The organism is Kitasatospora sp. NPDC093558 (assembly GCF_040683475.1).
Taxonomy (GTDB): domain Bacteria; phylum Actinomycetota; class Actinomycetes; order Streptomycetales; family Streptomycetaceae; genus Kitasatospora.
In genome coordinates this window covers 1-22,781 of record NZ_JBFBDY010000069.1, presented here as the reverse complement: position 1 = coordinate 22,781, position 22,781 = coordinate 1, and the positions used below count along the sequence as shown (strand labels likewise).

Below are 22,781 nucleotides of genomic sequence, written 5' to 3'. Positions count from 1 at the left end.
GCCTGGCCGTCGTTCGTGGCGGCCGAGGTGGTGGCCACGTCCGTGATCACGTTGGTGCTGTCGGGGGCACACGTCTCGGTGACATGCGCGGCGAACCCGTTCCAGCTGATGATGTGCCCGTGACGGACGTAGCGCGCCGTGGTGTCGTAAGGGGAGACGATCGCCGAGGCGGAGGGCGGCAGGCCACCGTCGTCAGCGGTGCGCCAGCGCAGACGGCCCGCCGCGTCGCGGTAGTAGTTCTGCACGACGATCTGCCGCAGAGCCTCGGCCTTGGGGCCGGGGCGGTAGCCCGGTCCGTGCCGGTGGAGGTGCTCCAGCAGTCGGCAGGCGTCCTCGCCTGCGGCAAGGATTCTGGTCTTGGGCCGGGTGGGGTTCTTGCCCAGTCGGACCGGACGGCCGTAGCGGCGCCCCCACTCCTCGTCGACCAGGCCGGTCAGCAGGTGCGAAGCAGTGCGGGCCACTTCTTCCAGCACGGCACGGACCGCCTCGGTGACCAGTTCCAAGCGGGTCAGGTCACGTACCGCAGCCAGGACGTGGGTGGAGTCGGTGCGCTGAGTGGTGCGCTCGTGCACGAGTCCGGCCTCCTTCAGCGTGCGAGGGCCAGATCGAGGAGGCGGTCAGCGCGGTCGTCCTGGGCCAGGCGCTCGCGGAAGTCAGCCAGCACGCTGTGGTGGAAGCCGGGATCGTCCAGTTCCATGGCCATCGCGTACTTGAAGTCGATGCGGCAGCGGACCGCTTCGGCCGCTTGCCGGTCCGACAGGCCGAGCAGGAACTGCAGCACGCTGACGGTGGCCAGCTGGGCAGGCGAGATGCCGGGGCGTCCATCGCGTGGGTACCAGCCCGCGAAGTCATCGTCGCGCCACAGCCCGTCCAGCCGGTCTCTGACCCACATCGCGGTCGTCCCGCCCGGGTTGCTCGCCCGCGCGATCTGCGCGGTCAGAGAAGGGACTTGCTCACCGGAGCGGGGACGGAGCGACAACTGACACCTCGACAACTACACGGTCTTCGATCAGCCCGAGCATGCCCACTGACCAGGCCAGCACACTGGGAAGCTCCAAGATCCCCGACAGAGTCAAGCTTAGGCCAGACGCAGGCAGGGAGGTGGATGTCAGCAGGACGGCCATAGCCGGCAGCGCCAACCGCGCGGCGATGGTGGAGCGTTGGCGGATCCCCTTCGTCATGACGGGCTGCCAGGTGCCAGCGATGACCTTGCCGAACTCCCTGATGGCGTCCTCCCGGGGCCCAGTAGTGGGAGTGATCGCTGTTTCAGACGTACAAGTGCTGGGCCCCGAAGTGGGGATCCGTGGGATCCTCCCTGAACCGTTTGATTTGGGCTGTCGCCGCGATCCCGGTGTCCTCGCTGCCTCGGGCGACGTAGCCGGCGGGACGGGTCGATGTTCGGCTCCTTGGCGTGATCGACGCCAATGCCCGGACCGCCGACGAAGATGATGTCGTCGACCGGCGCATTCGGCACTCCGGGGTCAGTGGCTCGCGGACGCCCCGGGGCTGGCGCCGGGTTTGACGCAGGGCGCTATGACGGTCAGGTACAGGGTGTCGGGGGCGGTGTCGGGTTCTCCGACCACGACGGAGGCGGTGAATTTGTTCGACTGGTTGGACAGGTCGAGCCGCCCCTGGTCTCTGCGCTGGACGGAGAACCCGTCCTGCTTCAGCCGTTGCTGCACGGCCTCGAACACGTCCTGGACCTTCGGCGCCGGGATCCCGTGCAGGTCGTAGGTGAGGTACGGCATGTACGTCTGAGTTGAACCCGCCGGCCCGAGCTCGCAGGCGTCCTTGTCGGCCTGGGGTTCGGAGACCTTCACTGTGTCCTTCTCCGGTATCACCGCGAGGGCGGCGGACGCATAGGCCCTGACCTTTTCCTCGGCCTGCCCGAGGTTCATCGACGGGGTGTCGCTCCCGCAGGCGGAAAGGGACAGGAGGGTGGCGGGCGCCAGGCTGAGCAGGGCAGCCCATGGGCTTCGTCCGGGCCGACCGGGCCGACCGGGTCGGGTGGGTCGTGCAGATCGCGTAGATCGGTTCATGTGACCGGCTTTCCTGCGATGACCTGGCCGAACGCCTTCCAGGACGGCGTCTTCTCGTTCCAGTAGTGGTCGTGGTCGGTGTCCTGCGTCGGCAGGCGCTGCGCGCCGAAGGCCGGATTCATCGGGTCGCGGCCGTATCGCAGGTGGTAGTCGTCGCTGAGGGGGTTGAGGTTGTCGGCGTCGAGTCCCGGTGTCCAGTCAGTGATCGTGTCCTGGCCGCCGAGGACCGCGTACACCTTGGAGGGGTCCATCTTCGTCCCCTTCGCCAGGTCGACGTTGAGGTCGCCTGCCTTTTCGACCCCTACACCGGGGCTTCCGGCGAAGATCACACTGTCGACCGGAAGTCCCTTGTCGCGCATGGCGTAACCGACGACCGTGCTTCCGTAGCTGTGTCCGATGATGGTGTTGTGGGACGGCGAGCCCTGGTGGGTGGCACGTAGGCCGGTCTGGGAGTTGTAGAGGTCTTGCTCCGCGTCCTTGGCGTACCCCTCGTAGGCCGCGTCCGGGACCGGCTGCGCGAAGCCGGGCCGGGCCGACTGCGGCGCGGCGTAGTTCACGTAGGCGATGGTGGAGACCTTGCTGCCGGGGTTCGTCTGGACGGCGCTGCGGTACATCTCCTTCGACTTGTCCATGGTGCCGCCCACGCCGCCGAGCCGGGACTCGGTGCCGGGGACGAACGTGGCCACGTGGTCCGCGGTGTCCGGGTCGTTCAGCGCGAGGATCGCGCGGCCTCCCGGTGCTGCGGCGTCGAGCCTGAGGAGGAAGGGCTGCGGGTCGCGGTCCGTGACGGGCTTGTTCAGGCGGTCCTGAAGGGTCTGGAGACCCTTCAGCTCGTCCCGCAGCGCCTCGCACTGGGCCTTCCAGACCACGTGATCAGGACTTTCGGCGGCCCCGTAGGGGGTCCCCGCCACCGCGCCGGGTTCGGATTTGTCGAGGTCGCCGAGTTGCTTCTGAAGGTCCGTTTGGGCCCGGGCCAGGTTCAGGCGGTTCGCCTTGTCCCGGCTGACCGCGGGGACGCCGTCCAGGTTGCCGATCTGGTCGGGGTGCGCGGTGATGAAATTCTGCCGCTCGCTGTCGGTGAGGCTGTCCCACCACCGCTTGACGTTGCCGGGGTCGGTGCCGGCGGTGGGTGCCTGTGCGCGGGCGGGTCAGATTGACCAGAACGAGTCATCGAACGTGGGCATGACGTCGAGGTTGCCGTTGGGGGTGGTCGGCTCCGGGATCGGGGTGCCGAACGGGTCTCGATCGCGTATCAGCGGAATTGGGTTCACCGCTGCGGTCAAGGTGATATTTCCCGGTGCGCCGAAGGTGATCGCAATGTCGTATCCATTCGGCGTGGAGGCGAAGATGGCGGGTTGACGGGGATTGACCGCAGTGATCGTGTAGCCCTTGGCCGTCCAACTGCGCTCGATCAGTCCCAGCAGGGCGCCGTATTTGGTGTGTGCGACCTTGGTCATGATGTAGCGGTCGCGAGTGGCAGTGGCGTGGCCAAGGGAGCGGTCGTCGATTCCTCCTGTGGTCTGCTCAGTGGAACGGGGCCAGCCATCCCAGTATTGCAGTGGGGGGCGGACATCGGACATCGCGTCGTCGAGTAGTGCGTTCAGTCTTTGGACGGCCTGTTCAGGGGTCATGGGTGCCTTCAGCTAGACCAGAAGGGGTTATTGTAATTGGGGACGGTGTCGGGATTGCCGTTGGACATGGTCGGCCCGGGCGTGGGCGTGCCGAATGGATCCCGGTCGTGGACGACTGGGATGGGGCTGACCGATGCCCCCACGTTGATGTTGCCGGCGGAGTAGATGACGATCCCAACGCCTGAGCCGTCCGGGGCGCTGGCGAACACGGCACGCTGGCTCTTGTCATCTGAGGACGACAGCGTGTACCCCTTTGCCTTCAAGCTCTGCTCGACCATACCCAGCAGGGTGCCGTATTTGGCTGGCGCGACCTTGGTCATGATGTGGCGGTTGCGGACGGCAGTGGCATAGCCGAGCGAGTGCTCGTCGAGACCCTTGGAGTATTGCTCACTGGAGCGAGGCCATTCGTCCCAATACTGAAGCTTTGGCTGAACATCGGACAGGGCCTCGTCGAGCAGTGTGTTGAGCTTCTGGACAGCCTGTTCTGGGGGCATTAGCTGTTTCGGTGCTCCAGGTTGGGTGTCGGTCGAGCAGGCGGTCAGGGCGAGCGCCAAGGTGGCGGCCGCGATACCCACGTGCCACATGGGCCGGGAATGGATGTTCATCGCTGACTCTGCCTCGTCACGTTGTCGTACTTGCCTGCCGCGATCTGACCGATGTTGTTGATCGACTCTAGGTTCTCGCGCTTGGAGGGGTCTGCGGTGTAGTCCCCTGTCGGATCCTCCATGTAGTTCGAGTGGGAGTCGAATGAGTTCTCCAGTCCGTCTGCGACCTTGAATCGGTTGGCGCCGAACTCGTGGTTGGCCGGATCTCGTCCGAACCACACTTGATCTGGGGCGAAGTGTCGGGACGCCACATCTCCGAGTGCACCGCCGGCTATGGTTCCGAGCACTCCGACGGTGCTGGTGCCTATGTTGGCCGCGCCTAGGTCATATTGCACACGTGGTGGGGATGGCAGGTGGCTGACGGGATCGTTCTCCGCGTCGCCGACCCAAACGTGGTGTGGATCGCCATGGAGTTGCGACGCCTTCTGTGCTTCGGTGCCAGGGCTACCGACCAGGATGACGTCGTTGGCCCCCGTTCCGCCTGGCAATTGTGCCGCCAGACCCACGGTAAGCGAGCCGTAGCTGTGGCCGAGCGCAACGAGGTGTGCTGGCGGACCATCGTGAGTGGCTCGGAGGCCGTTGAGGAACTTGTCGTAGGCTGCGGCACCCTTCTCGGCGCGTGGGGTGCCCATGACCTCGGGGGTTCGGGACCCCAAGGGCGGGTCGTATCCGAGCCAGACTATTGAGGCGACAGAGGCGCTTGGATCGGCATTGTGTGTCGCCTGCCACACGTTACGGGCGCGGTCGGCGTCCTTGCCGCCGACGGCGGAGAGCGTGGTGCCGAGCCCGGGGACATAAGCGCTCACATTTTGCGCGGTGTCAGGATTGCCCCAGGAGAGGATGCCGCGGCCCTGACCTTCGTCGCTGACGCCGATCAGGAATGCTGGCGGTATTTTTGATTTTGCTTGGTCGAGCTTCATCTGAATTGCCCGGAAGCCGTCCAGCTTTCGCTTGTCGTCGTCCGAGAGGTTGGGTTTGTGTTCGTATTGGTCGACTAGGTGGGTTAGATTGAGGCGGTTGGCCTCGTCGCGTGCGATAGCTGGGACGCCGTCGAGGTTGCCGATCTGGTCGGGGTGCGTGGTGATGAAATTCTGCCGCTCGGTGTCGGTGAGGCTGGTCCACCACTGCTTGACGCTGCCCGGGTCGGTGCCGGCGGCGGGTATCTGTTCGCGGGCGGTTTCGGCCGCCTGGTCCTTGGCCACGGTGGCGGCGTCCAGACCGGTGCCGTTGCTCGCGTTGGTGGCGAGGTGGTTCAGGCGGGCGCTGATTTCCTGGTCGGCGTGGGCGGCTTCGTTGAGTGCGGCGGTGATGCGGTTGCTGATGGCGATCGCGGTCTGCTCGGCACTGGCGCCGGCGAAGTCCGGTGAGGTGGGTTCGTTGTTCCACGTGATGCGGCCGTCAGGGGCCACGTTGAGCTTCGCGTTCTTTGCGTCGCCGAGGGCGTTGACCAAGTGTGCCTGGGCCAGGGCGAATTGTTCGGCGGCGTTGGCGAGCGCCTTGCTGACGAAGGAGAGTTCCTGATGGGCGGCTTGGAGCTCGCCACCGAAGTCCTTTATTCGACCCTGGGCCGTTGCGGAAGTGCTCCCGGTCCAGTGTGAGGCGCTCAGTTTGTCGGCCACATCGTGTTGCCAGGACTCCACGTGCTTGCCGAAGGCGGAGAACAGTGTGTCGATGGCGGTCTTGGCCGTGATGATGTTGTTGAGGTTGGCGTTGTAGAGCGTTGCGATGTCCATCGGCTACTTGGCCTTCCGCTCGGAGGCGGCGCGCGACTTCTCGGCGGCCGTGGACGTTTCGCCGACCACCATGGTGCCGAAGGGATCGGGCTCAGCCGGGACCGGTGTTCCACGGCCCTGACCTTGCAGATGCGCGTACACGCTCTGTTCGCCCTGCCGGTAGACGCCGGCCGTCTGGACGAGCTTGGAACCCAGGTCGCCCATGTCCTTGCCGAGCTTGTCCAGCAGCGTCTTCCAGTTCGTGCTGCAGCTCTGCAAGGCCGTGGCGGTCTGCCAGCCCTGAAGACCGGCGGCGGCCTGGTTGCACGGTTCGGTGAGCTTCGCGGTCTCGGTGGGGATCTGGCTCGCGATGAACTGGGCGCTCTGTCCGCAGCCCTCGAGTGCGGCCGGGTTGACCTTGAAGTCGGCGGCCAGGTCTGGATTCGGCACGGTTCCCCCTGTGTGTCCCTGCAGGGTGAGTCCTGCTCGAACAGTTGTCGTTGTGTCGAGAGTCTGTCAGGGGCGCGGGGAGCGTGCATGAGTATCGCTACTCAGGGGCGTGCGCCGGGGTCACTCGGGTGGGGGCTGGGGCTGGGGTGGGAGGGGTGGGCAGGGTTGGGGTATGGGTGTGCAGGTGCGGCGGGCGGCGGTTGCGGCTCTGATCGGGACGGCGATCGAGTTCTACGACTTCTTCATTTACGGGACGGCGGCTGCGCTCGTGTTCGGGGCGGTGTTCTTTCCCGGGCTGGGGGCGGTCGGGGCGCTGCTGGCGGCGTTCTCGGTGTATGCGGTGGCGTTCCTGGCGCGGCCGTTGGGGGCCGTGGTGTTCGGGCACTTCGGGGATCGGTTGGGGCGCAAGGCGACGTTGGTGGTGTCGCTGCTGCTGATGGGGGTGGCCACGGCGGCGGTGGGGGTGTTGCCGGGGTTCGGGGTGTGGGGGTGGTGGGCGCCGGTGGCGCTCGTGGTGTTGCGGGTGTGTCAGGGGGTCGGCCTCGGCGGGGAGTGGGGTGGGGCGGCGCTGTTGTTGGCGGAGCACGCGCCGGCCGGGCGGCGTGGACGGTACGGGGCGTTCCTGCAGTTGGGGCCGACGGTCGGGTTCGTGCTCGCGAACGGGGTGTTCCTGCTGCTGCAACTCGGCCTGGACGAGCGGGCGTTCAGGGAGTGGGGGTGGCGGGTGCCGTTCATCGCGTCGCTGGTGCTCGTCGCGGTCGGGCTGTTCGTCCGGCTGAAGGTCGAGGAGTCGCCGCTGTTCCGCTGCGGGCAGGAGGAGGGGCCGGCGAGGCTGCCGGTGGCGGAGGTGCTGCGGGAGCACTGGCGCACGGTGCTGGTGGGCTGTGGCGTGATCACCGTGGGGTACGCGCTGTTCTACCTGACCACGACGTACGCGCTGGCGTACGCGACGTCCGGCCTCGGGGTGCCGAGCACCGTGCTGCTGCCGATGCTGCTGGTGGGTGCCGTGGGCATGGGTGCGGCCGGGTGGCTGAGTGCGCGGCGCAGTGACGGCTGGGGGCGGCGGCGGACGATGCTGTGGGCGACGGCGCTCGCGACGGCGTGGTCGCTCGTGGAGTTCCCGCTGCTGGAGACGGCGCGCCGGCCGCTGATGTTCGTGGCGCTGGCCGGGGCGATGGCCCTGCTGGGAGGTTTGCTGGGGCCGGTCGCGGCGTTCCTGCCGGAGCTGTTCCCGACCCGGGTGCGCTACACGGGCGCCGCGCTGACGTACAACCTGGGCGGCGTGGTCGGCGGGGCCCTGACGCCGCTGGTGGCGACCCGGCTGACGGAGGCGTACGGGACGGCGGAGCTGGTCGGCTGGTACGTGGCGGTGCTGGGCGTGGTGGCGATGGTGTGCCTGCGGCGGCTGCCGGAGACGTGCGGCGCGGAACTGGCGTCGGTGGACGGCGAACGCCGCCGGGCGCCCCTGCTGGGGACGGACCCGGCGGCGTAGCCGATAAGAAGAGAAGGTTAGGAAGCCAGGGCGGCGCGGCCGGCCAGGACCACCGCGGTGTGCCGGGCGACGCGCTCGCCGAGGTGCTCGGCGGTCGCGATGTCGGCCTTGTGGACGGCCTCGGTTCCGGCGTCGGCCGGGGAGGAGGCGGCGGCGCCGCTGAAGAAGCCGAGGCGGTTGAGGTCGTTCTCGCTGGCGGTGGTGGCGTTCCAGCCGGGCTTGAGGCCCAGGTTGACCCAGTTCATGCCGTGCTGGGCGGCGAGGATCTGGAAGTAGCCGAGGGTGCCGGCCTTGTCGCCGCTCTTGGAGGCGGAGTTGGTGAAGCCGGCCGCGACCTTGTCCTTCCAGGCGTCGGTGAACCAGCGCTTGCTGCTGGCCTCGGCGAAGACGTGGAAGGCGCCGGAGGCGGTGCCCATGTAGGTGGGCGAGCCGAAGACGATCGCGTCGGCGGCGTCCAGCTGGGCCCACTGCTCCTCGGTGATCGCGTCGACGGCGATCGAGACGACCTCGGCACCGGCGGCTGCGGCGCCGCGGGCGACGGCCTCGGCGATGACGGCGGTGTGGCCGTAGCCGGAGTGGAAGGCGATGGCGACGGTCGGGCGGATGGCGGTCATGCGGGCACTCCTGTACGGGCGGCGGGGGCCGGGGAAAGGGGAAGCGGGGACGGTCCGGTGGGCCGGACTCCCTAGCGGTCTCCAATATAGACCAAGTCTCTAAAAGTTACCAAGGGTGGATTGGAGACCGCGGAGCTACCCTGGACGTCATGACGACGGAGGAAACGGCCCGCGCCGCGATCGGGTGGCACCAAGAAGCCCAGCAGGAGCAGGGGCAGGAGCAGGAGCAGGAGGAGCTGGAGCTCAACGTCTTCGCCCAGCTCTGCCCCAGCCGCGAGATGTTCGCCGAGCTGGCCGACAAGTGGTCGCTGCTGATCCTGATGAGCCTGGCCGCCTGCGGGCCGCAGCGCTTCTCCGAGCTCCAGCGGGGGATCGGCGGGGTCAGCCGCAAGATGCTCACGCAGTCGCTGCGCACGCTGGAGCGCGACGGCCTGGTGCAGCGCACGGTCTACCCGGAGACGCCGCCGCGCGTGGTCTACGACCTGCTGCCGCTCGGCCGGGAGCTGGCGGAGCTGGTCTCCCCGCTCGGCCGCTGGACGGAGCAGCGGGCCCGGCAGATGCTCGCCGCCCGCGAGGTGTTCGACGCGGCGCACACCGAGGCCTGAGAAGGGTGCAGGGGGCCGAAGGAGCCGATTTCCCTTCCGGGCCGACGGCCGTGTAATGTCTTCCTTGTTCGACCGGCCCGGCGGAAACGTCCGGCAAGCCCCTATAGCTCAGTCGGTAGAGCGTCTCCATGGTAAGGAGAAGGTCTGCGGTTCGATTCCGCATGGGGGCTCAAACTGAAAGACCCTCGCCTTACGGCGGGGGTCTTTCGCGTTCCCGGCCCGGCCGGGCCGCCGACACGCGGTGGCCTAGCGGGTCGGGTACGGAATGCGCTGTGATGGTGCGTCATCGGCCGCCCGCCCGTGGGGAGCGGGCGCGAGCCGGACCCCGACCGGGAGGGCGTCATGGGCGTTCGACTCGTGGTGGTCGACGACCACCGGCTGCTGGCCGAGGCACTCGCGACCGCGCTCCAGCTGCGCGGCCACCGGGTGCTCGCGGTCGGCTCGCCGGTGGGCGTGGCCGCCGACCTGGTGACCGGGCGCAGGCCCGAGGTGTGCCTGCTCGGCGTGGCCGCGCCGGCCGAGCCGGGGGCGTTCGACGGGTTGCGCCGGATCCGCCGGGAACGGCCCGAGGTGGCCGTGATCGTGCTCGGCCCGGTGGGCGAACTGCGCGGCGTGGCGGGGGCGTTCGCGGCCGGGGCGGCCGGGTACGTGCCCAGCGACGAGCGGATCGAGGTGGTCGAGCGGGCGATCGGACGGGCCCGGGCGGGCGAGGCGGCGGTGGCCGTTGACGTACTGCGCGGGGCCTTCGACCAACTGCTGCGGCCGGCCGCCGAGCCGGACGACGAGGCCGTCCGGCTGCTGCGCCTGCTGACCCGCCGTGAGGTGCAGGTGCTCGCCAGGATCGCGGACGGCGAGGACACGGCGGCGATCGCCGCCGGGATGCGGATCGCCGCGAGCACGGCCCGCACGCACGTCCAGCGGGTGCTGATGAAGCTGGGCGCGCGGACCCGGCTGGAGGCGGCGGCGGTGGCCGCCAGGACCGGTCTGCTGGAGCGGATGGCGTCCGACTGAGGGCTCCCGAAAGCGGTCCGGGCCCTGGTGCCGAGCACCCCGGGAGGGCAGGGAGAATAGGCGCCAGTCGTTCGCACGTTTCCGATGGCGACCGCCGATCCGGCGGACCATCGCCCGCTGGAGGTCTCATCATGAGTAAGTACCTGGTCACGGGTGGCGCCGGCTACGTCGGCAGTGTGGTGGCCGCCCACCTGCTGGAGGCGGGGCACCAGGTGACCGTCCTGGACGACCTCTCGACGGGCTTCCGCGAGGGCGTGCCGGCCGGTGCCGAGTTCGTCGAGGGCCGGATCCAGGAGGCCGGGAAGGTCCTGGACGCCTCCTTCGACGGCGTGCTGCACTTCGCCGCCTCCTCGCAGGTCGGCGAGTCGGTCGTGGACCCGGAGAAGTACTGGCGCAACAACGTGGCCGGCTCGCTGGAGCTGATCAGCGCGATGCGCACGGCCGGCGTGCGCAAGCTGGTGTTCTCCTCCACCGCCGCCACCTACGGCGAGCCGGAGGTCGTGCCGATCGCCGAGACCGCCCGCACCGCGCCGACCAACACCTACGGCGCCACCAAGCTCGCCGTCGACCACCTGATCACCAGCGAGGCCGTCGCCCACGGCCTGGCCGCCGTGTCGCTGCGCTACTTCAACGTGGCCGGTGCGTACGGCGCCTACGGCGAGCGGCACGACCCCGAGTCGCACCTGATCCCGCTGGTCTTCCAGGCCGCGCTGGGCCAGCGCCCGCACATCGCGGTGTACGGCGACGACTACCCGACGCCGGACGGCACCTGCATCCGCGACTACATCCACGTCGCCGACCTGGCCGACGCGCACCTGCTGGCGCTGGACGCCGCCAAGCCGGGCGAGCACCTGATCTGCAACCTGGGCAACGGCAGCGGCTTCTCGGTGCGCGAGGTGATCGAGTCGGTCAAGCGCGTCACCGGCCGCGAGATCCCGGTGCAGGTGTCCGGCCGTCGCGCGGGCGACCCGGCGGTGCTGGTGGCCTCGGCCGAGCGCGCCCACGAGGCCCTCGGCTGGAAGCCGCGCCGCCCGAACCTGGACGACATCGTCGCCGACGCCTGGAAGTTCACCCTGGCGAAGAACGGCCTGTAAGAAGAACGGCCTGCAAGAAGAACGGTTCTGTAAGAAGAACGGTCGGTCAACCGGACGGGCCGCCCGAGCGGGTCGGTCCGGACGAACCGCAGGCGCCGTCCCGGACGTTCCGGGGCGGCGCTTCGGCGTTCCCGGCGGTCGTCTCGAAGCGGTGCGGAAACCGGCGCGGAAACCGGCGCGGAAATCGGCATGCCAGGATCAAATCCAGTCACCTGCGCACCTCCTGACGAAACTTCACCAAACCGCCACGAGCGCGTCCCCAGGCCCGTACGCTGAATGCGGTACCGGTTGGGGGTGGCGCGCGTTCGTCCCCGTCGGCCACCGGTGGGCGGGCGGAACGGCGGGCCGCACCCGCGGGCGCCGGGGCCGGTCCCCGCCCCGGGCTCGGGCCGGTCTGAGCAGGGGGGTAGTGACGATGGGGCGGATCCGCGTCCTGGTGGTCGACGACCACCGGATCTTCGCCGAGGCCCTGGCCGCGGCGCTCGCCGCCGAGCCGGACGTCGAGGTGGGCGCGGCGGGCAGCGCGGCCGCCGCCGAGCGCGCGCTGGAGCGTGCCGCCGTCGAGGGCCGGGCCTTCGACGTCGTCCTGATCGACGCCGACCTCGGCTCCGAGGCCGCCGTGCCGCCCGGACCGCGCGGGCCCGCCCGCGCCGGTCCCGAGCCGCTGGACCCGGCTCGCCGGCGCCCGGCCCCCGCGGTGCCGCCGCCGCGCCGCCCGGCCGTGCCGCCGACGGGTCCGGGCGTGCGGCCCGACCCCCAGCGCAGCGAGCACGTCCGCGCCGAGCAGGTGCGCACCGACCAGCTGCGGCCGGTCGCCCCGCCGCCGGACGGGATCACGCTGCTCGGCCGGGTCCGCCGCAGCCACCCGGGGCTGCGCGCGATCGTCCTGGCCACCGCCGACGACCCGCACCGCGCCGCCCGGGCGCTGCACGCGGGGGCCACCGGCTGGGTGGCGAAGGAGAGTTCGCTCGCGCGGCTGCTCGCCGTCGTGCGGGGGGTGCTGCGGGACGAGACGCACCTGCCGCCCGCGCTGCTCACCGGGGTGATCCGCGAGCTCACCACCGCCCGCCGGGACCGCACCGAGAGCGAGCGGCTGGTGGACACGCTCACGCCGCGGGAGAAGCAGATCCTGCGCTGCATGGTCGCGGGCCTGGGCCGGCAGGCGGTCGCCGAGCGGCTCTACCTGTCCCCGCACACCGTCCGCACGCACATGCAGAACGTTCTCGGGAAGCTCGGCGTGCACTCGACCCTCGCCGCCGTCGCGGTCGCCCGCCGGGCCGGGGTCAGCCCCGCGGAGCCCGCCGCGCCGCCGTCGGTCGCCTCCACCAGCTGAGCCGGTCGACCGAGCGGGGGATCGAGCGGGGCCTCAGCCCGGGATGTTGTCGAAGGGGGCGACCAGCAGCCGCAGCAGTCCGGCGAGTTCGCCCCGCTGGTCGGTCGTGAGCTGGGCGAGGAGATCGCGCTCGTGGGAGAGCAGTCCGGCGAGGGCCTGGTCGGCGCGGTCGCGGCCGTCGTCGGTGAGGCGGACCAGGACGCCGCGGCGGTCGTCCGGGTCGGGCAGGCGCACGACCAGGCCCTTGCCGGTGAGGCGGTCGATCCGGTTGGTCATGGTGCCGGACGTGACGAGGGTCTGGGTGAGCAGCTGCCCGGGGGAGAGCTGGTACGGGGAGCCGGCGCGCCGCAGGGCCGTCAGGACGTCGAACTCCCAGGGTTCGAGGCCGTGCTCGGCGAACGCGGTGCGGCGGGCGCGGTCCAGGTGCCGGGCGAGCCGGCTGACCCGGCTGAGCACCTCCAGCGGCTCCACGTCGAGGTCGGGGCGCTCCCGGCGCCACGCTGCGACCAGCCTGTCGACCTCGTCCTCCATGACGATCAGTGTATCGGTGGATGTGTCGATGTGAAGTCTCTTGACATCGAGAAATGTGCCAGCGAGGCTAAAAGTGGATATCTTGATGTCGAGATACTTGCGAGGTGTGCCATGCCCGCTCCCGCCTGGGACTCGGCCCAGTACCTGCGCTTCGCCGACGAACGGACGCGCCCGCTGCGCGATCTGCTCGCCCGCGTGCCCGCCCTGCCGAACGAACCCGCCGCGACGGTCCTGGACATCGGCTGCGGCCCCGGAAACTCCACCGCCGTCCTGCGCGAGCGCTGGCCGCAGGCCCGGATCACCGGCGTCGACAACTCGGCCCCGATGCTGGAGACCGCCCGCACGGAGGGCGAGCCGAGCGCCGCGTACGTCCTCGCCGACGCGGGCGCGTACGACCCGGCGCCGGCCGAGCCCGACCTGATCTGCTCCAACGCGGCTCTGCAGTGGATCGACGGCCACCTGGGGCTCCTGCCGCGGTGGGCGGCGGCGCTCAAGCCCGGCGGCGTCATCGCCTTCCAGGTGCCCGGGAACTTCGACGCGCCCAGTCACACGCTGCTCGCCGGGCTCCGCCGCAGCCTGCGCTGGCGCGACGTCCTCGGTGAGGACGCCACCCGCGCAGGCGTCCACGAGCCCGGGCGGTACCTGGACGTGCTCGTCGGGGCCCGCTGCGCCGCCGACGTCTGGGAGACCACCTACAGCACACTGCTGCCCGGCCCGGACCCCGTCCTTGAGTGGGTCAAGGGGACGGCCCTGCGGCCCGTGCTCGGCCGGCTCGCCGACCCGGAGCAGCGGGCCGCCTTCCTCGCCGAGTACGGGGCGCTCCTGCGCGAGGCCTACCCGGCCGGGCCGCACGGCACGGTCTTCCCGTTCCGGCGGATCTTCGCCGTCGCCACCAAGCGGTAGCCGGGGCGAAGCGCCGAGCGGTCAGACCTTGCGCTCGCCGACCAGGTTCGGGTGCCGCTCCAGGCCTTCGAGACCGTGCCAGGCCAGGTTCACCAGGTGCGCCGCGACCTGCGCCTTGTCCGGCTTGCGGACCTCCAGCCACCACTGCCCGGTCAGCGCCACCATCCCGACCAGCATCTGCGAGTACATCGGGGCCAGCCGCGCGTCGAACCCGCGGGACTTGAACTCCAGCCCGAGGATGTCCTCCACCTGCGTCGCGATGTCGCTGATCAGCGAGGCGAACGTGCCGGTCGACTGGGCCACCGGCGAGTCCCGGACGAGGATCCGGAAGCCGTCCGTCGAGGTGTCGATGTAGTCCATGAGCGCGAACGCGGCCTGCTCCAGCAGCTCGCGGGAGTGCCCGCCGGTCAGCGCGCCCGTGACCATGTCCAGCAGGAGCTGCATCTCGCGGTCCACCACCACCGCGTACAGCCCCTCCTTGCCGCCGAAGTGCTCGTACACCACCGGCTTCGACACCCCGGCGCGCTCGGCGATCTCCTCCACCGACGTGCCGTCGTAGCCGCGCTCCGCGAAGACCGTCCGGCCGATCTCCAACAGCTGCTCGCGCCGCTGCTTGCCGGTCATCCGCACCCGTCCGCCGCGGCGGCGGGGGCCCGGCGCGGCCGCACCCCCGGCCGCGGCCCCGTCCGCCGGGGCAGCGGCACGCGGACGGGCCTGCGCCGCTGCGGGCGCGGCGTCCGTCCGCGTGCCGTGGTGACCGCCTGTGCTGTCTGCGCTGCTCCCGTTCACCCCTACATCATGCTGGAAGCGCGCCCTCATGCGGCGCGGCGGGCGGCGATCCGCTGTGCGTCCGGCCAGCGGACGTCCCGGACCCAGCCGGCCAGCTCGAACCAGCGGATCAGCCGGGCCGAGGAGTCGATCTGTCCGCGCAGGACGCCGTGCCGGGCGGAGGTCGGGTCGGCGTGGTGCAGGTTGTGCCAGGACTCGCCGCAGGACAGGACGGCCAGCCACCAGACGTTGCCCGAGCGGTCCCGGGAGCGGAACGGGCGGCGGCCGACCGCGTGGCAGATCGAGTTGATCGACCACGTCACGTGGTGCAGCAGCCCGACCCGGACCAGCGAGCCCCAGAAGAACGCGGACAGCGCGCCCTGCCAGGACAGCGTCACCAGGCCGCCAACCAGCGGGGGCAGCAGCAGCGAGATCGACGTCCAGAGCCAGAACAGCCGGGAGATCCGGCGCATCGCCGGGTCGTTGACGAGGTCCGGCGCGTACTTGAGCTGCGGGGTCTGCTCCTCGTCGAACATCCAGCCCATGTGCGCCCACCACAGGCCCTTCAGCAGCGCGGGCAGGCTCTCGCCGTAGCGCCACGGCGAGTGCGGGTCGCCGTCCTTGTCGCTGAAGCGGTGGTGCTTGCGGTGGTCGGCCACCCAGCGCACCAGCGGGCCCTCGACCGCGAGGCTGCCGACGACGGCGAGGGCCAGGCGCATCGGGCGGCCGGCCTTGAAGGCGCCGTGGGTGAAGTAGCGGTGGTAGCCGACGGTGATGCCGTGGCAGGTGAGGAAGTACATGGCGACGGTGACCGCCACGTCCGTCCAGCCGAGCCCCCGGCCCCAGGCGACCGGGACGGCGGCCAGCAGGGCCGCGAACGGCACGACGATGAAGAGGGCGAGCGCGAGGCGCTCGGCGAAGCCCTGGCGCTCCCCGCCGCGGGTGGCGGACAGGGTCGCGGGGGACGGGTCGGAGGAGTCGCTGGGCGGCGCAGTGGAACCGGCGCGCGCCTCACCGGCCTGGATGGTCATGTTCTCGTCCCTCTGCGGGCCCTCTGCGGGCGGGGGTGGAGGCTACGATGCCGTAACCTACGGCATCGTAGGTTGCGCTCCGTGGCGAAGGGAACACACCGCCGCACGGCGCTTGAGTGAATTCACCCGACTGGATGGATGAACCACCGTGCCCGCGGTGCGCGATCGCGGGCGCCGGAGGCGGACCGTGCCGCGGCGGGCGCGGGTCGGCCATGGAGGTAGATGTGGAGCCGCATACCCCGTAGTCTGTGCCCAGCGCGCCTCCGGCGACCTTCGGGCCGGCGTGCCGGTCCCGGATCGTCTAAGGGCAGGACAGCTGGTTTTGGTCCAGCTTATGGGGGTTCGAATCCTCCTCCGGGAGCAATCTGAGCGGCCCCGGCCCGGTATTGCGGCGGGCCAGGGGGTGGCTTTTCGGCCACTTTCCTCGCACTATCCTCGAACTGCCAGGGCCTATGTGCGGATCCTCGCCCCTGGCCGCTCTGCCCTCTCTGTGAACCGACCGAGGAGCCTCCCCGCATGGGTGCCAATTCGCTTGCCGCCGTTGTCGTTCTTGCCGCCGGTGGCGGGACACGGATGAAGTCGAACAAGCTGCCCAAGGTGCTGCACGAGGTGTGCGGCCGGACGCTGGTCGGTCACGCCGTCTCGGCGGCGCAGGAGTTGACGCCGGGGCAGCTGGTCGTCGTCGTCGGCCACCAGCGGGAGCAGGTCGAGGAGCACCTGGCGGCGCACTACCCGGCGGCCCGCCCGGTCGTGCAGCACGAGCAGAACGGCACCGGGCACGCGGTGCGCACGGCGCTGGAGGCGCTCGCCGCCGACGGCGTGGTGCTGGACGGCACCGTGATCATCACCGCCGGCGACTCGCCGCTGCTGACCGGCGCGACGCTGCGCCGCCTGGCCAAGGCACACGCCGAGCAGGAGAACGGCGTCACCGTGCTGACCGCCGTCGTGCCGGAGCCCTTCGGCTACGGCCGGATCCTGCGCGACGAGGACCGCTCGGTGGCCGCGATCGTCGAGGAGAAGGACGCCACCGCCACCCAGCGCCTGATCACCGAGATCAACTCCGGGGTCTTCGCCTTCGACGCCAAGCTGCTGACCGCGGCGCTGGCCGAGCTCACCACGGACAACTCGCAGGGCGAGGAGTACCTGACCGACACCCTGCAGATCCTGCGCGAGGCCGGGCACCGGGTCGGCGCCGTCGTGGCCGAGGACCCCCGGGACATCCTCGGCATCAACGACCGCGTGCAGCTCGCCCAGGCTCGCCGCCTGCTCAACGACCGGCTGCTGGAGCGCGCGATGCGCGAGGGCGTCACCGTGGTCGACCCGGCGACGACCTGGATCGACGTACAGGTGACGTACGAGGCGGACGCCGTCGTGCTGCCGAACACCCAGCTGCAGGGCGCCACCCACCTCGGCGAGGGCTGCGAGGTCGGCCCGAACTCGACCCTGCGGGACACCCGGATCGGCGCCGGCGCCGTTGTGAGCAACACCACGGCGGACCGCGCCGAGGTCGGCGAGCTGGCCAGCGCCGGCCCGTACGCCTACCTGCGGCCGGGCGCGAAGCTGCTTCGCAAGGCGAAGGTCGGCACCTACGTCGAGGTCAAGAACTCCGAGCTCGGCGAGGGCGCCAAGGTGCCGCACCTGTCGTACATCGGCGACGCCACCATCGGCGAGGGCACCAACGTCGGCGCGGCCTCGGTCACCGTGAACTACGACGGCGTCAACAAGCACCGCACGGTCATCGGCGCGCACTGCCGCACCGGTTCGGACAACATGTTCATCGCACCGGTCACGATCGGTGACGGCGCTTACACCGCGGCCGGCTCGGTCATCACCTCCGACGTTCCGCCGGGCGCGCTCGGTGTGAGCCGGGCGCAGCAGCGCAACATCGAGGGCTGGGTGGAGCGCAAGCGCCCCGGTACCGCATCGGCGCAGGCCGCGAAGGCTGCGACGGACGGGACGACGGAGGCCTGACGAGGCGCGCGGGTGTCCGAGGGGCGGTCCCGAGGCGGACGCTTTCTGCGCGGGCGCGTAACCTTGGGGACATACGTGCGCCACTGGGCTTCACAGCCCGTGTCCAGGCGTACGACATTCCCCGAACCCATCTTGCGTGCGGGCTGCGCCTGCTCGCGTCGGATGGCCGGGGTTCAGCGTCCGCAACGCGAGGAGACGGTGCAGTGAGCGGGATCACGACGTCGGGTGAGAAGAAGCTGAAGCTCTTCTCCGGCCGTGCCCACCCGGAACTGGCGAGGGAGGTGGCCGCGGCGCTGGGGACCGAGCTGGTCCCGACCAAGGCCCTGGACTTCGCCAACGGCGAGATCTACGTCCGCTTCCTGGACTCCGCCCGCGGTGCGGACTGCTTCGTGATGCAGAGCCACACGGCTCCCATCAACCAGTGGATCATGGAGCAGCTGATCATGATCGATGCTCTGAAGCGGGCCTCCGCCCGGAGCATCACCGCGATCCTGCCCTTCTACGGCTACGCCCGCCAGGACAAGAAGCACCTCGGCCGCGAGCCCATCTCGGCCCGTCTGGTCGCCGACCTGCTGCGCCAGGCCGGTGCCGACCGCCTGATGGCCGTGGACCTGCACACCGCGCAGATCCAGGGCTTCTTCGACGGCCCGGTGGACCACCTGTTCGCGCTGCCGCTGCTGGCCGACTACGTGGGCGAGCGGGTCGACCGCTCCAAGCTGACGATCGTCTCGCCGGACGCCGGCCGGGTGAAGGTGGCCGACCAGTGGTGCGACCGCCTGGACGCGCCGCTGGCGATCATCCACAAGCGCCGCGACATGTCGCAGGCCAACACGATCCTGTCGGCCGAGGTCGTCGGTGACGTCGAGGGCCGGGTCTGCGTCCTGGTCGACGACATGATCGACACCGCCGGCACGATCTGCGCCGCAGCCGACGCGCTGTTCGACAACGGCGCCGCGGACGTCCTGGTCGCGGCCACCCACGGTGTGCTCTCGGGCCCGGCCGCGGACCGCCTGAAGAACTCCCGGGTCAGCGAGTTCGTGTTCACCAACACGCTGCCGACCCCGGCCCAGCTCCAGCTGGACAAGATCACCACGCTGTCCATCGCCCCGTCGATCGCCGCCGCGATCCGCGAGGTGTTCGAGGAGGGTTCGGTCACGAGCCTCTTCGAGGGCGTGCACTGATCCGAGGCGTGCACTGATCCCAGGCGCGCGCTGATCCCAGGCGTGCACTGACGAAGGCCCGCGCAGGCGGCCCCGGTCCGATTCGGGCCGGGGCCGCCGCCGATTTCGCGGGAGGGCGCAGGTGCGGTTAGACTCGTGAAACTGCTCGGCGAGGGATGCCGTGTGCCCGCTGGACGGGTGCCCGCTCCGTGATCGACGCGCTGCCGGTGCCGGTTCCCCGGACCCCGGCAGAGGTCGTTGCCGCCGAGTGACCCCCAACGTACTGAGGGTGTGGTCCCGGCGGTTTTTCGCGTTGCCTGCACCCCCGCGCCAGTCTTCACGAGGAGTGCAGTCGTGTCCGAGATCCGCCTTGCCGCTGAGAGCCGTACCGAGTTCGGCAAGGGCGCTGCCCGCCGCGCCCGCCGCGCCGGCTTCGTCCCCGGTGTCGTCTACGGCCACGGCCACGCCCCGGTTCACCTGAACCTGCCCGGCCACGACCTGATGATGGCCCTCAAGACCCCGAACGCCCTGCTGGTCGTCCCGATCGAGGGCAAGGACGAGTACGTCCTGCCGAAGGCCGTCCAGCGCGAGGCCATCAAGCGCACCATCGAGCACGTCGACCTGCTGCTCGTGAAGCGCGGCGAGAAGGTCACCGTCGAGATCCCGGTCCACACCGAGGGCGAGCTGGCCCCCGGCGGCAACCTGCTGGAGCACGTCCTGCAGGCCCTGCCGATCGAGGCCGAGGCCACCCACCTGCCCGAGTCCGTCACCGTCTCGGTCGAGGGCCTGGAGGCCGGCGCCTCCGTCCACGCCAAGGACATCGCCCTGCCGGCCGGTGTCTCCCTGGCCGTCGACGCCGACGCCGTCGTGCTGCAGGTCATCGCCGCCCAGGCCGCCCCGGTCGAGGAGGAGGCCGCCGAGGCCGAGGGCGCCGAGGCCTGAGCCTCGCGCTGACAGCTTGAGACCGCTGCCCCGGTCGCTCCAGTCGGAGCGGCCGGGGCAGCGGTGTGTCCGGGAAGATGGCGTGGAGTGCGAGGGCGAGGAGCAGAGGACATGGCGGAAGAGGCGTACGAGGGGCCGTGGCTGGTCGTCGGGCTGGGCAACCCGGGCGAGCAGTACGCCCGGAACCGGCACAACATCGGCTTCATGGTGGTCGACCTGCTGGCACAGCGGATGGGTGCCAAGTTCAAGGCGCACAAGAGCCGGGCGCAGGTCGCCGAGGGGCGGCTGGCGGGCCGGCGGGTCGTGCTGGCCAAGCCGATGTCGTTCATGAACCTGTCGGGCGGGCCGGTGACGGCGCTGCGCGACTTCTACAAGGTGCCGGCGTCCGCGGTCGTGGCGGTCCACGACGAGCTGGACATCGACTACGCGACGCTGCGGCTCAAGCTCGGCGGCGGCGACAACGGGCACAACGGCCTGAAGTCGATCACCAAGTCGCTGGGGCCGGACTACCACCGGATCCGCTGCGGCATCGGCCGCCCGCCGGGCCGGATGGAGGTCGCGGACTTCGTCCTCAAGGACTTCTCCGCCACCGAGCGCAAGGAGTTGGAGTGGTTCGTGGACCGCTCGGCGGACGCGGTCGAGGCCCTGCTGTCGGAGGGCCTGGAGCGGGCGCAGGGGACGTACAACTCCTGACGGCGTGACTGGTCGTCAAGGCGCCGCGCCGGGTCGGCAACAGTCGTACAACGCTTGACGGTCCAAACCTGAATAGGTGTGAGAACCCTGTGCGCGATCGGATAGCGTCGGTCCCGTACGCGAACGGGTCCTGGGGAGTTGCTCGATGCGGAGATTGCGTCCGGTCCGCCGCCTGCGGCGGATCCGGGTGATGCGGTTGCGGCAGTTCGGCCGACGGGTGGGAACGGCCGGTGCCTTGGGGGCGGCGGGGATGCTGCTGTCCAGCGGCGTGGCGCACGCCGATCCGGTGGCGGAGCCCGAGCAGGGGGCGTCCCCGGAGCCGGCGGCGGCGCAGTTCGCGCCGGTGCTCGGCGATTCGGTCGGGCCGGACGCCGGGCTGCTGGCGGTCGGCGGCGGTCTCGTCGTGGTGGCCGGCGGCGCCGCGCTGTGGCTGAAGCGCCACCGCGCGGGCGGATCGCCCCAATAAGGGGAACGGTGTAAGAGGAACAGCGCGGCTTCGGGGCCGGGGTCCACACACGTGGGCCCCGGCCCCTTCGCGTGCCCGGAATCCGGGCGCGGACTTGTCATCCGTTTCCGGCGGGCGGGGCGTCCTGTGGGTATGAAGCGCGAATCGATGGGCCCGGGGGGCGTCGACGGGGACCCGTTCGACGAGTTCGTCGCGGCGCGGTACCAGGCGTTGCTGCGTGGTGCCTTCCTGATCACCGGGGACGTCCACGACGCCCGGGACCTTCTGCACGACGCGTTGGCGCGGGTGTACGCGAAACGGTCGGCGATCCGGGAACCGGCGGCGACCGAGAGGTACGTGCGCCGGACGATGGTCCGCACGCACGTCTCGCGGTGGCGCCGGACCAGGCGCGAGGTGCTGACCTCGGCGCTGCCGGACGGGCCGGCGGCCCAGGAGGCCGAGCGGGACGAGGAGTTGGCGGTCGCGCTGGGCGCGTTGCCGCGGCGCCAGCGCGCGGCCGTGGTGCTGCGCTACTACCTCGACCTGTCGGTCGCGCAGGTGGCGGAGGAACTGGGGTGCTCGGTGCCCACGGCGAAGACCCACCTGGCGCGCGGGATCAGGACGCTTCGACAGGAGCTGGAACCGGTGAGGGAGTTGGTGGGGCGTGAACGCTGAGGACGGGTTCGAGGAGGAGCTGGCCCGCCGGCTCGGAGCGCGGGCGGCGACGGTCGGCGGCAGCCCGCCGCTGGCCGCGCTCAAGGCGGCCGGGCAGCGGCGGGCGCGGCGGCAGGGCGCCGCGCGGGGCGTGACGGCGGTCGCGGTGCTGGCCGTCGGCGCGGGGGCGCTGACGCAGTTGGGCGGCGGGGGGACGTCGTCCGCCGACGGCGTGAGCAGCCTCCCGGGCGGGGCGTCGACGGGAGGAGCGGGGGCGTCGCCGTCGGCCGGGCGGACCTGGTCCAGGAGCGGGGCGATGATCTTCGGCTGCAACGCGGGGCCGTCCTCGCTGCGGACGCCGGGCCTGCACTTCCACCCCACCGAGCTGCCGTCCACGCCGCTCAGCACGCCGTCGTCCGTCCTCTCCTCGCTGGCCGCCTCGTCGGGCCGGACGACGTCGAGCGGCCCGGCGACCCCTGCGTCGACGATCCGGTCGAGCACGACGGTCCCGGGCTCGCCGACGCCGCTGTCGCCGGTCCAGTCGATGCAGGCCGACCTGATCCGGGCGAGCGAGGCCGTGGACCGGATGGCGTCGGCGGACCACCGGGACCGCTACTTCGGCATCTGCGAAGACCCGCAGACCGGCACCCTCTACGTGATGCGCGTCCCGGGCAGCGGCGACCTGGACGCCGCCGTGGCACGGGTGCTGGCCGACTGGCCCGCGCTGAAGCTGCGGTTCACCGACGCGGCCGGATCGTCCGACGAGCTGAGGGGACTCGTGAACCGGATCTACGAGGACCGCGCCTACTGGGAGGGCAAGGGCGTGCAGCTGCAGATGGTGGGGGCCGCCAACGACGGCTCCGGCGTGGTGGTCGACACCCCGCAGTGGGAGACCGCCGGGGCGGAGATCAAGGCGAAGTACGGCCCCAGGGTGGTCGAGGTCCGTTAGCGGCCGGGGCGGCGCGGGGGGAGCACGCGCAAGGGCTGGTGTCCCACGGGGGTGGGCACCGGCGGGGGAGCGTGTGTGAGGGGGCTGGTGCCCGACGGGGGTGGGCACCAGTGGGGGAACGCGCGAAGGGGCTGGTGTCCCACGGGGG

Annotated in this window: 24 protein-coding genes, 2 tRNA genes and 1 pseudogene; 15 read left to right on the top strand and 12 right to left on the bottom strand. The window is 70.9% G+C overall.

Translation table 11 applies throughout. The features are described from left to right. The 8 genes and pseudogenes from AB0O00_RS10455 to AB0O00_RS10420 form a co-directional block, all read right to left on the bottom strand. Positions 1-572 (bottom strand): annotated as a pseudogene (locus AB0O00_RS10455) (IS1182 family transposase); the annotation flags it as partial. A gap of 14 nt (positions 573-586) precedes the next feature. Next, complete coding sequence (locus AB0O00_RS10450) at positions 587-979, bottom strand: transposase (RefSeq protein WP_363650177.1); 393 nt, start codon at positions 977-979, stop codon at positions 587-589. Positions 980-1,481: 502 nt separating this feature from the next. Then, positions 1,482-1,898 carry a hypothetical protein gene (locus AB0O00_RS10445; protein WP_363650175.1) on the bottom strand — a complete coding sequence of 139 codons (417 nt, stop codon included), beginning with the start codon at positions 1,896-1,898 and terminating at the stop codon, positions 1,482-1,484. A gap of 137 nt (positions 1,899-2,035) precedes the next feature. Continuing rightward, on the bottom strand, positions 2,036-2,908 hold the full coding sequence (locus tag AB0O00_RS10440; protein ID WP_363650173.1) for an alpha/beta hydrolase: 873 nt from the start codon (positions 2,906-2,908) through the stop codon (positions 2,036-2,038). A 279-nt stretch (positions 2,909-3,187) separates the two neighbouring features. Beyond that, complete coding sequence (locus AB0O00_RS10435) at positions 3,188-3,670, bottom strand: hypothetical protein (protein WP_363650172.1); 483 nt, start codon at positions 3,668-3,670, stop codon at positions 3,188-3,190. A gap of 8 nt (positions 3,671-3,678) precedes the next feature. Then, on the bottom strand, positions 3,679-4,275 hold the full coding sequence (locus AB0O00_RS10430; protein ID WP_363650170.1) for a hypothetical protein: 597 nt from the start codon (positions 4,273-4,275) through the stop codon (positions 3,679-3,681). After that, on the bottom strand, positions 4,272-6,008 hold the full coding sequence (locus tag AB0O00_RS10425) for an alpha/beta hydrolase (RefSeq protein WP_363650168.1): 1,737 nt from the start codon (positions 6,006-6,008) through the stop codon (positions 4,272-4,274). The genes AB0O00_RS10430 and AB0O00_RS10425 overlap by 4 nt, the downstream gene beginning before the upstream one ends. A gap of 3 nt (positions 6,009-6,011) precedes the next feature. Then, positions 6,012-6,437, bottom strand: a complete 426-nt coding sequence (locus AB0O00_RS10420; protein ID WP_363650166.1) for a type VII secretion target — start codon at positions 6,435-6,437, stop codon at positions 6,012-6,014. A 172-nt stretch (positions 6,438-6,609) separates the two neighbouring features. On the opposite strand from AB0O00_RS10420, the gene AB0O00_RS10415 reads away from it, so the two are divergent. Then, positions 6,610-7,929 (top strand): MFS transporter, encoded by a 1,320-nt coding sequence (locus AB0O00_RS10415; RefSeq protein WP_363650164.1) that lies wholly within the window; start codon positions 6,610-6,612, stop codon positions 7,927-7,929. Between the two features lie 17 nt (positions 7,930-7,946). On the opposite strand, the gene AB0O00_RS10410 is transcribed toward AB0O00_RS10415, so the two are convergent. Then, positions 7,947-8,543: a flavodoxin family protein gene (locus AB0O00_RS10410; RefSeq protein ID WP_363650162.1), complete on the bottom strand. Its 597-nt coding sequence runs from the start codon at positions 8,541-8,543 to the stop codon at positions 7,947-7,949. Between the two features lie 149 nt (positions 8,544-8,692). On the opposite strand from AB0O00_RS10410, the gene AB0O00_RS10405 reads away from it, so the two are divergent. The 5 genes from AB0O00_RS10405 (at position 8,693) to AB0O00_RS10385 (ending at position 12,586) form a co-directional block, all read left to right on the top strand. Beyond that, the gene (locus AB0O00_RS10405; RefSeq protein ID WP_363650160.1) at positions 8,693-9,148 is read left to right on the top strand and encodes a helix-turn-helix domain-containing protein; all 456 of its coding nucleotides are present in this window, start codon (positions 8,693-8,695) and stop codon (positions 9,146-9,148) included. A 97-nt stretch (positions 9,149-9,245) separates the two neighbouring features. Continuing rightward, positions 9,246-9,318 (top strand) — tRNA-Thr (locus AB0O00_RS10400). 172 nt (positions 9,319-9,490) lie between these two features. Continuing rightward, complete coding sequence (locus tag AB0O00_RS10395) at positions 9,491-10,159, top strand: LuxR C-terminal-related transcriptional regulator (RefSeq protein WP_363650158.1); 669 nt, start codon at positions 9,491-9,493, stop codon at positions 10,157-10,159. Between the two features lie 131 nt (positions 10,160-10,290). Further along, entirely contained in the window at positions 10,291-11,253 is a 963-nt protein-coding gene (gene galE / locus AB0O00_RS10390) for a UDP-glucose 4-epimerase GalE (RefSeq protein ID WP_363650156.1), read from the top strand. Positions 11,254-11,668: 415 nt separating this feature from the next. Next, positions 11,669-12,586, top strand: coding sequence for a response regulator transcription factor (locus AB0O00_RS10385; RefSeq protein ID WP_363650154.1), 918 nt, complete (start codon positions 11,669-11,671; stop codon positions 12,584-12,586). 33 nt (positions 12,587-12,619) lie between these two features. Here AB0O00_RS10385 and AB0O00_RS10380 read toward each other — a convergent pair whose 3' ends face one another. Beyond that, positions 12,620-13,117: a MarR family transcriptional regulator gene (locus AB0O00_RS10380; RefSeq protein ID WP_363650152.1), complete on the bottom strand. Its 498-nt coding sequence runs from the start codon at positions 13,115-13,117 to the stop codon at positions 12,620-12,622. Positions 13,118-13,228: 111 nt separating this feature from the next. On the opposite strand from AB0O00_RS10380, the gene AB0O00_RS10375 reads away from it, so the two are divergent. Continuing rightward, positions 13,229-14,020 (top strand): methyltransferase domain-containing protein, encoded by a 792-nt coding sequence (locus AB0O00_RS10375; protein WP_363650151.1) that lies wholly within the window; start codon positions 13,229-13,231, stop codon positions 14,018-14,020. Between the two features lie 21 nt (positions 14,021-14,041). On the opposite strand, the gene AB0O00_RS10370 is transcribed toward AB0O00_RS10375, so the two are convergent. Both AB0O00_RS10370 and AB0O00_RS10365 read right to left on the bottom strand, forming a co-directional pair. Next, entirely contained in the window at positions 14,042-14,644 is a 603-nt protein-coding gene (locus tag AB0O00_RS10370) for a TetR/AcrR family transcriptional regulator (RefSeq protein ID WP_363650149.1), read from the bottom strand. 191 nt (positions 14,645-14,835) lie between these two features. After that, entirely contained in the window at positions 14,836-15,819 is a 984-nt protein-coding gene (locus AB0O00_RS10365) for an acyl-CoA desaturase (RefSeq protein WP_363650147.1), read from the bottom strand. Between the two features lie 290 nt (positions 15,820-16,109). Here AB0O00_RS10365 and AB0O00_RS10360 point away from each other — a divergent pair. From AB0O00_RS10360 to AB0O00_RS10325, 8 genes are all read left to right on the top strand, one after another. Then, positions 16,110-16,180: transfer RNA gene (locus tag AB0O00_RS10360), tRNA-Gln, on the top strand. 155 nt (positions 16,181-16,335) lie between these two features. After that, entirely contained in the window at positions 16,336-17,790 is a 1,455-nt protein-coding gene (glmU, locus tag AB0O00_RS10355; RefSeq protein ID WP_363650145.1) for a bifunctional UDP-N-acetylglucosamine diphosphorylase/glucosamine-1-phosphate N-acetyltransferase GlmU, read from the top strand. Between the two features lie 203 nt (positions 17,791-17,993). Then, positions 17,994-18,971, top strand: coding sequence for a ribose-phosphate diphosphokinase (locus AB0O00_RS10350; RefSeq protein ID WP_363650143.1), 978 nt, complete (start codon positions 17,994-17,996; stop codon positions 18,969-18,971). Between the two features lie 333 nt (positions 18,972-19,304). Further along, positions 19,305-19,892: a 50S ribosomal protein L25/general stress protein Ctc gene (locus AB0O00_RS10345; RefSeq protein ID WP_363650141.1), complete on the top strand. Its 588-nt coding sequence runs from the start codon at positions 19,305-19,307 to the stop codon at positions 19,890-19,892. 111 nt (positions 19,893-20,003) lie between these two features. Beyond that, positions 20,004-20,585, top strand: a complete 582-nt coding sequence (gene pth, locus AB0O00_RS10340) for an aminoacyl-tRNA hydrolase (protein ID WP_363650139.1) — start codon at positions 20,004-20,006, stop codon at positions 20,583-20,585. Between the two features lie 145 nt (positions 20,586-20,730). Beyond that, the gene (locus AB0O00_RS10335) at positions 20,731-21,051 is read left to right on the top strand and encodes a hypothetical protein (protein WP_363650137.1); all 321 of its coding nucleotides are present in this window, start codon (positions 20,731-20,733) and stop codon (positions 21,049-21,051) included. Between the two features lie 132 nt (positions 21,052-21,183). Then, positions 21,184-21,705: a SigE family RNA polymerase sigma factor gene (locus AB0O00_RS10330; RefSeq protein WP_363650136.1), complete on the top strand. Its 522-nt coding sequence runs from the start codon at positions 21,184-21,186 to the stop codon at positions 21,703-21,705. Continuing rightward, the gene (locus AB0O00_RS10325; RefSeq protein ID WP_363650134.1) at positions 21,695-22,633 is read left to right on the top strand and encodes a hypothetical protein; all 939 of its coding nucleotides are present in this window, start codon (positions 21,695-21,697) and stop codon (positions 22,631-22,633) included. The genes AB0O00_RS10330 and AB0O00_RS10325 overlap by 11 nt, the downstream gene beginning before the upstream one ends. The last annotated feature ends 148 nt before the right edge of the window (positions 22,634-22,781 follow it).

Bases quoted from the DNA above. Each gene is read 5' to 3' on its own strand.
- AB0O00_RS10415 (WP_363650164.1), top strand. From the start codon at position 6,610: ATGGGTGTGCAGGTGCGGCGGGCGGCGGTTGCGGCTCTGATCGGGACG.
- AB0O00_RS10385 (WP_363650154.1), top strand. From the start codon at position 11,669: ATGGGGCGGATCCGCGTCCTGGTGGTCGACGACCACCGGATCTTCGCC.
- AB0O00_RS10375 (WP_363650151.1), top strand. From the start codon at position 13,229: ATGCCCGCTCCCGCCTGGGACTCGGCCCAGTACCTGCGCTTCGCCGAC.
- pth (WP_363650139.1), top strand. From the start codon at position 20,004: ATGGCGGAAGAGGCGTACGAGGGGCCGTGGCTGGTCGTCGGGCTGGGC.
- AB0O00_RS10380 (WP_363650152.1), bottom strand. From the start codon at position 13,117: ATGGAGGACGAGGTCGACAGGCTGGTCGCAGCGTGGCGCCGGGAGCGC.
- AB0O00_RS10425 (WP_363650168.1), bottom strand. From the start codon at position 6,008: ATGGACATCGCAACGCTCTACAACGCCAACCTCAACAACATCATCACG.
- AB0O00_RS10395 (WP_363650158.1), top strand. From the start codon at position 9,491: ATGGGCGTTCGACTCGTGGTGGTCGACGACCACCGGCTGCTGGCCGAG.
- AB0O00_RS10370 (WP_363650149.1), bottom strand. From the start codon at position 14,644: ATGACCGGCAAGCAGCGGCGCGAGCAGCTGTTGGAGATCGGCCGGACG.
- AB0O00_RS10430 (WP_363650170.1), bottom strand. From the start codon at position 4,275: ATGAACATCCATTCCCGGCCCATGTGGCACGTGGGTATCGCGGCCGCC.
- AB0O00_RS10330 (WP_363650136.1), top strand. From the start codon at position 21,184: ATGAAGCGCGAATCGATGGGCCCGGGGGGCGTCGACGGGGACCCGTTC.
- glmU (WP_363650145.1), top strand. From the start codon at position 16,336: ATGGGTGCCAATTCGCTTGCCGCCGTTGTCGTTCTTGCCGCCGGTGGC.
- AB0O00_RS10445 (WP_363650175.1), bottom strand. From the start codon at position 1,898: ATGAACCTCGGGCAGGCCGAGGAAAAGGTCAGGGCCTATGCGTCCGCC.
- AB0O00_RS10405 (WP_363650160.1), top strand. From the start codon at position 8,693: ATGACGACGGAGGAAACGGCCCGCGCCGCGATCGGGTGGCACCAAGAA.
- galE (WP_363650156.1), top strand. From the start codon at position 10,291: ATGAGTAAGTACCTGGTCACGGGTGGCGCCGGCTACGTCGGCAGTGTG.
- AB0O00_RS10435 (WP_363650172.1), bottom strand. From the start codon at position 3,670: ATGACCCCTGAACAGGCCGTCCAAAGACTGAACGCACTACTCGACGAC.
- AB0O00_RS10365 (WP_363650147.1), bottom strand. From the start codon at position 15,819: ATGACCATCCAGGCCGGTGAGGCGCGCGCCGGTTCCACTGCGCCGCCC.
- AB0O00_RS10335 (WP_363650137.1), top strand. From the start codon at position 20,731: ATGCGGAGATTGCGTCCGGTCCGCCGCCTGCGGCGGATCCGGGTGATG.
- AB0O00_RS10410 (WP_363650162.1), bottom strand. From the start codon at position 8,543: ATGACCGCCATCCGCCCGACCGTCGCCATCGCCTTCCACTCCGGCTAC.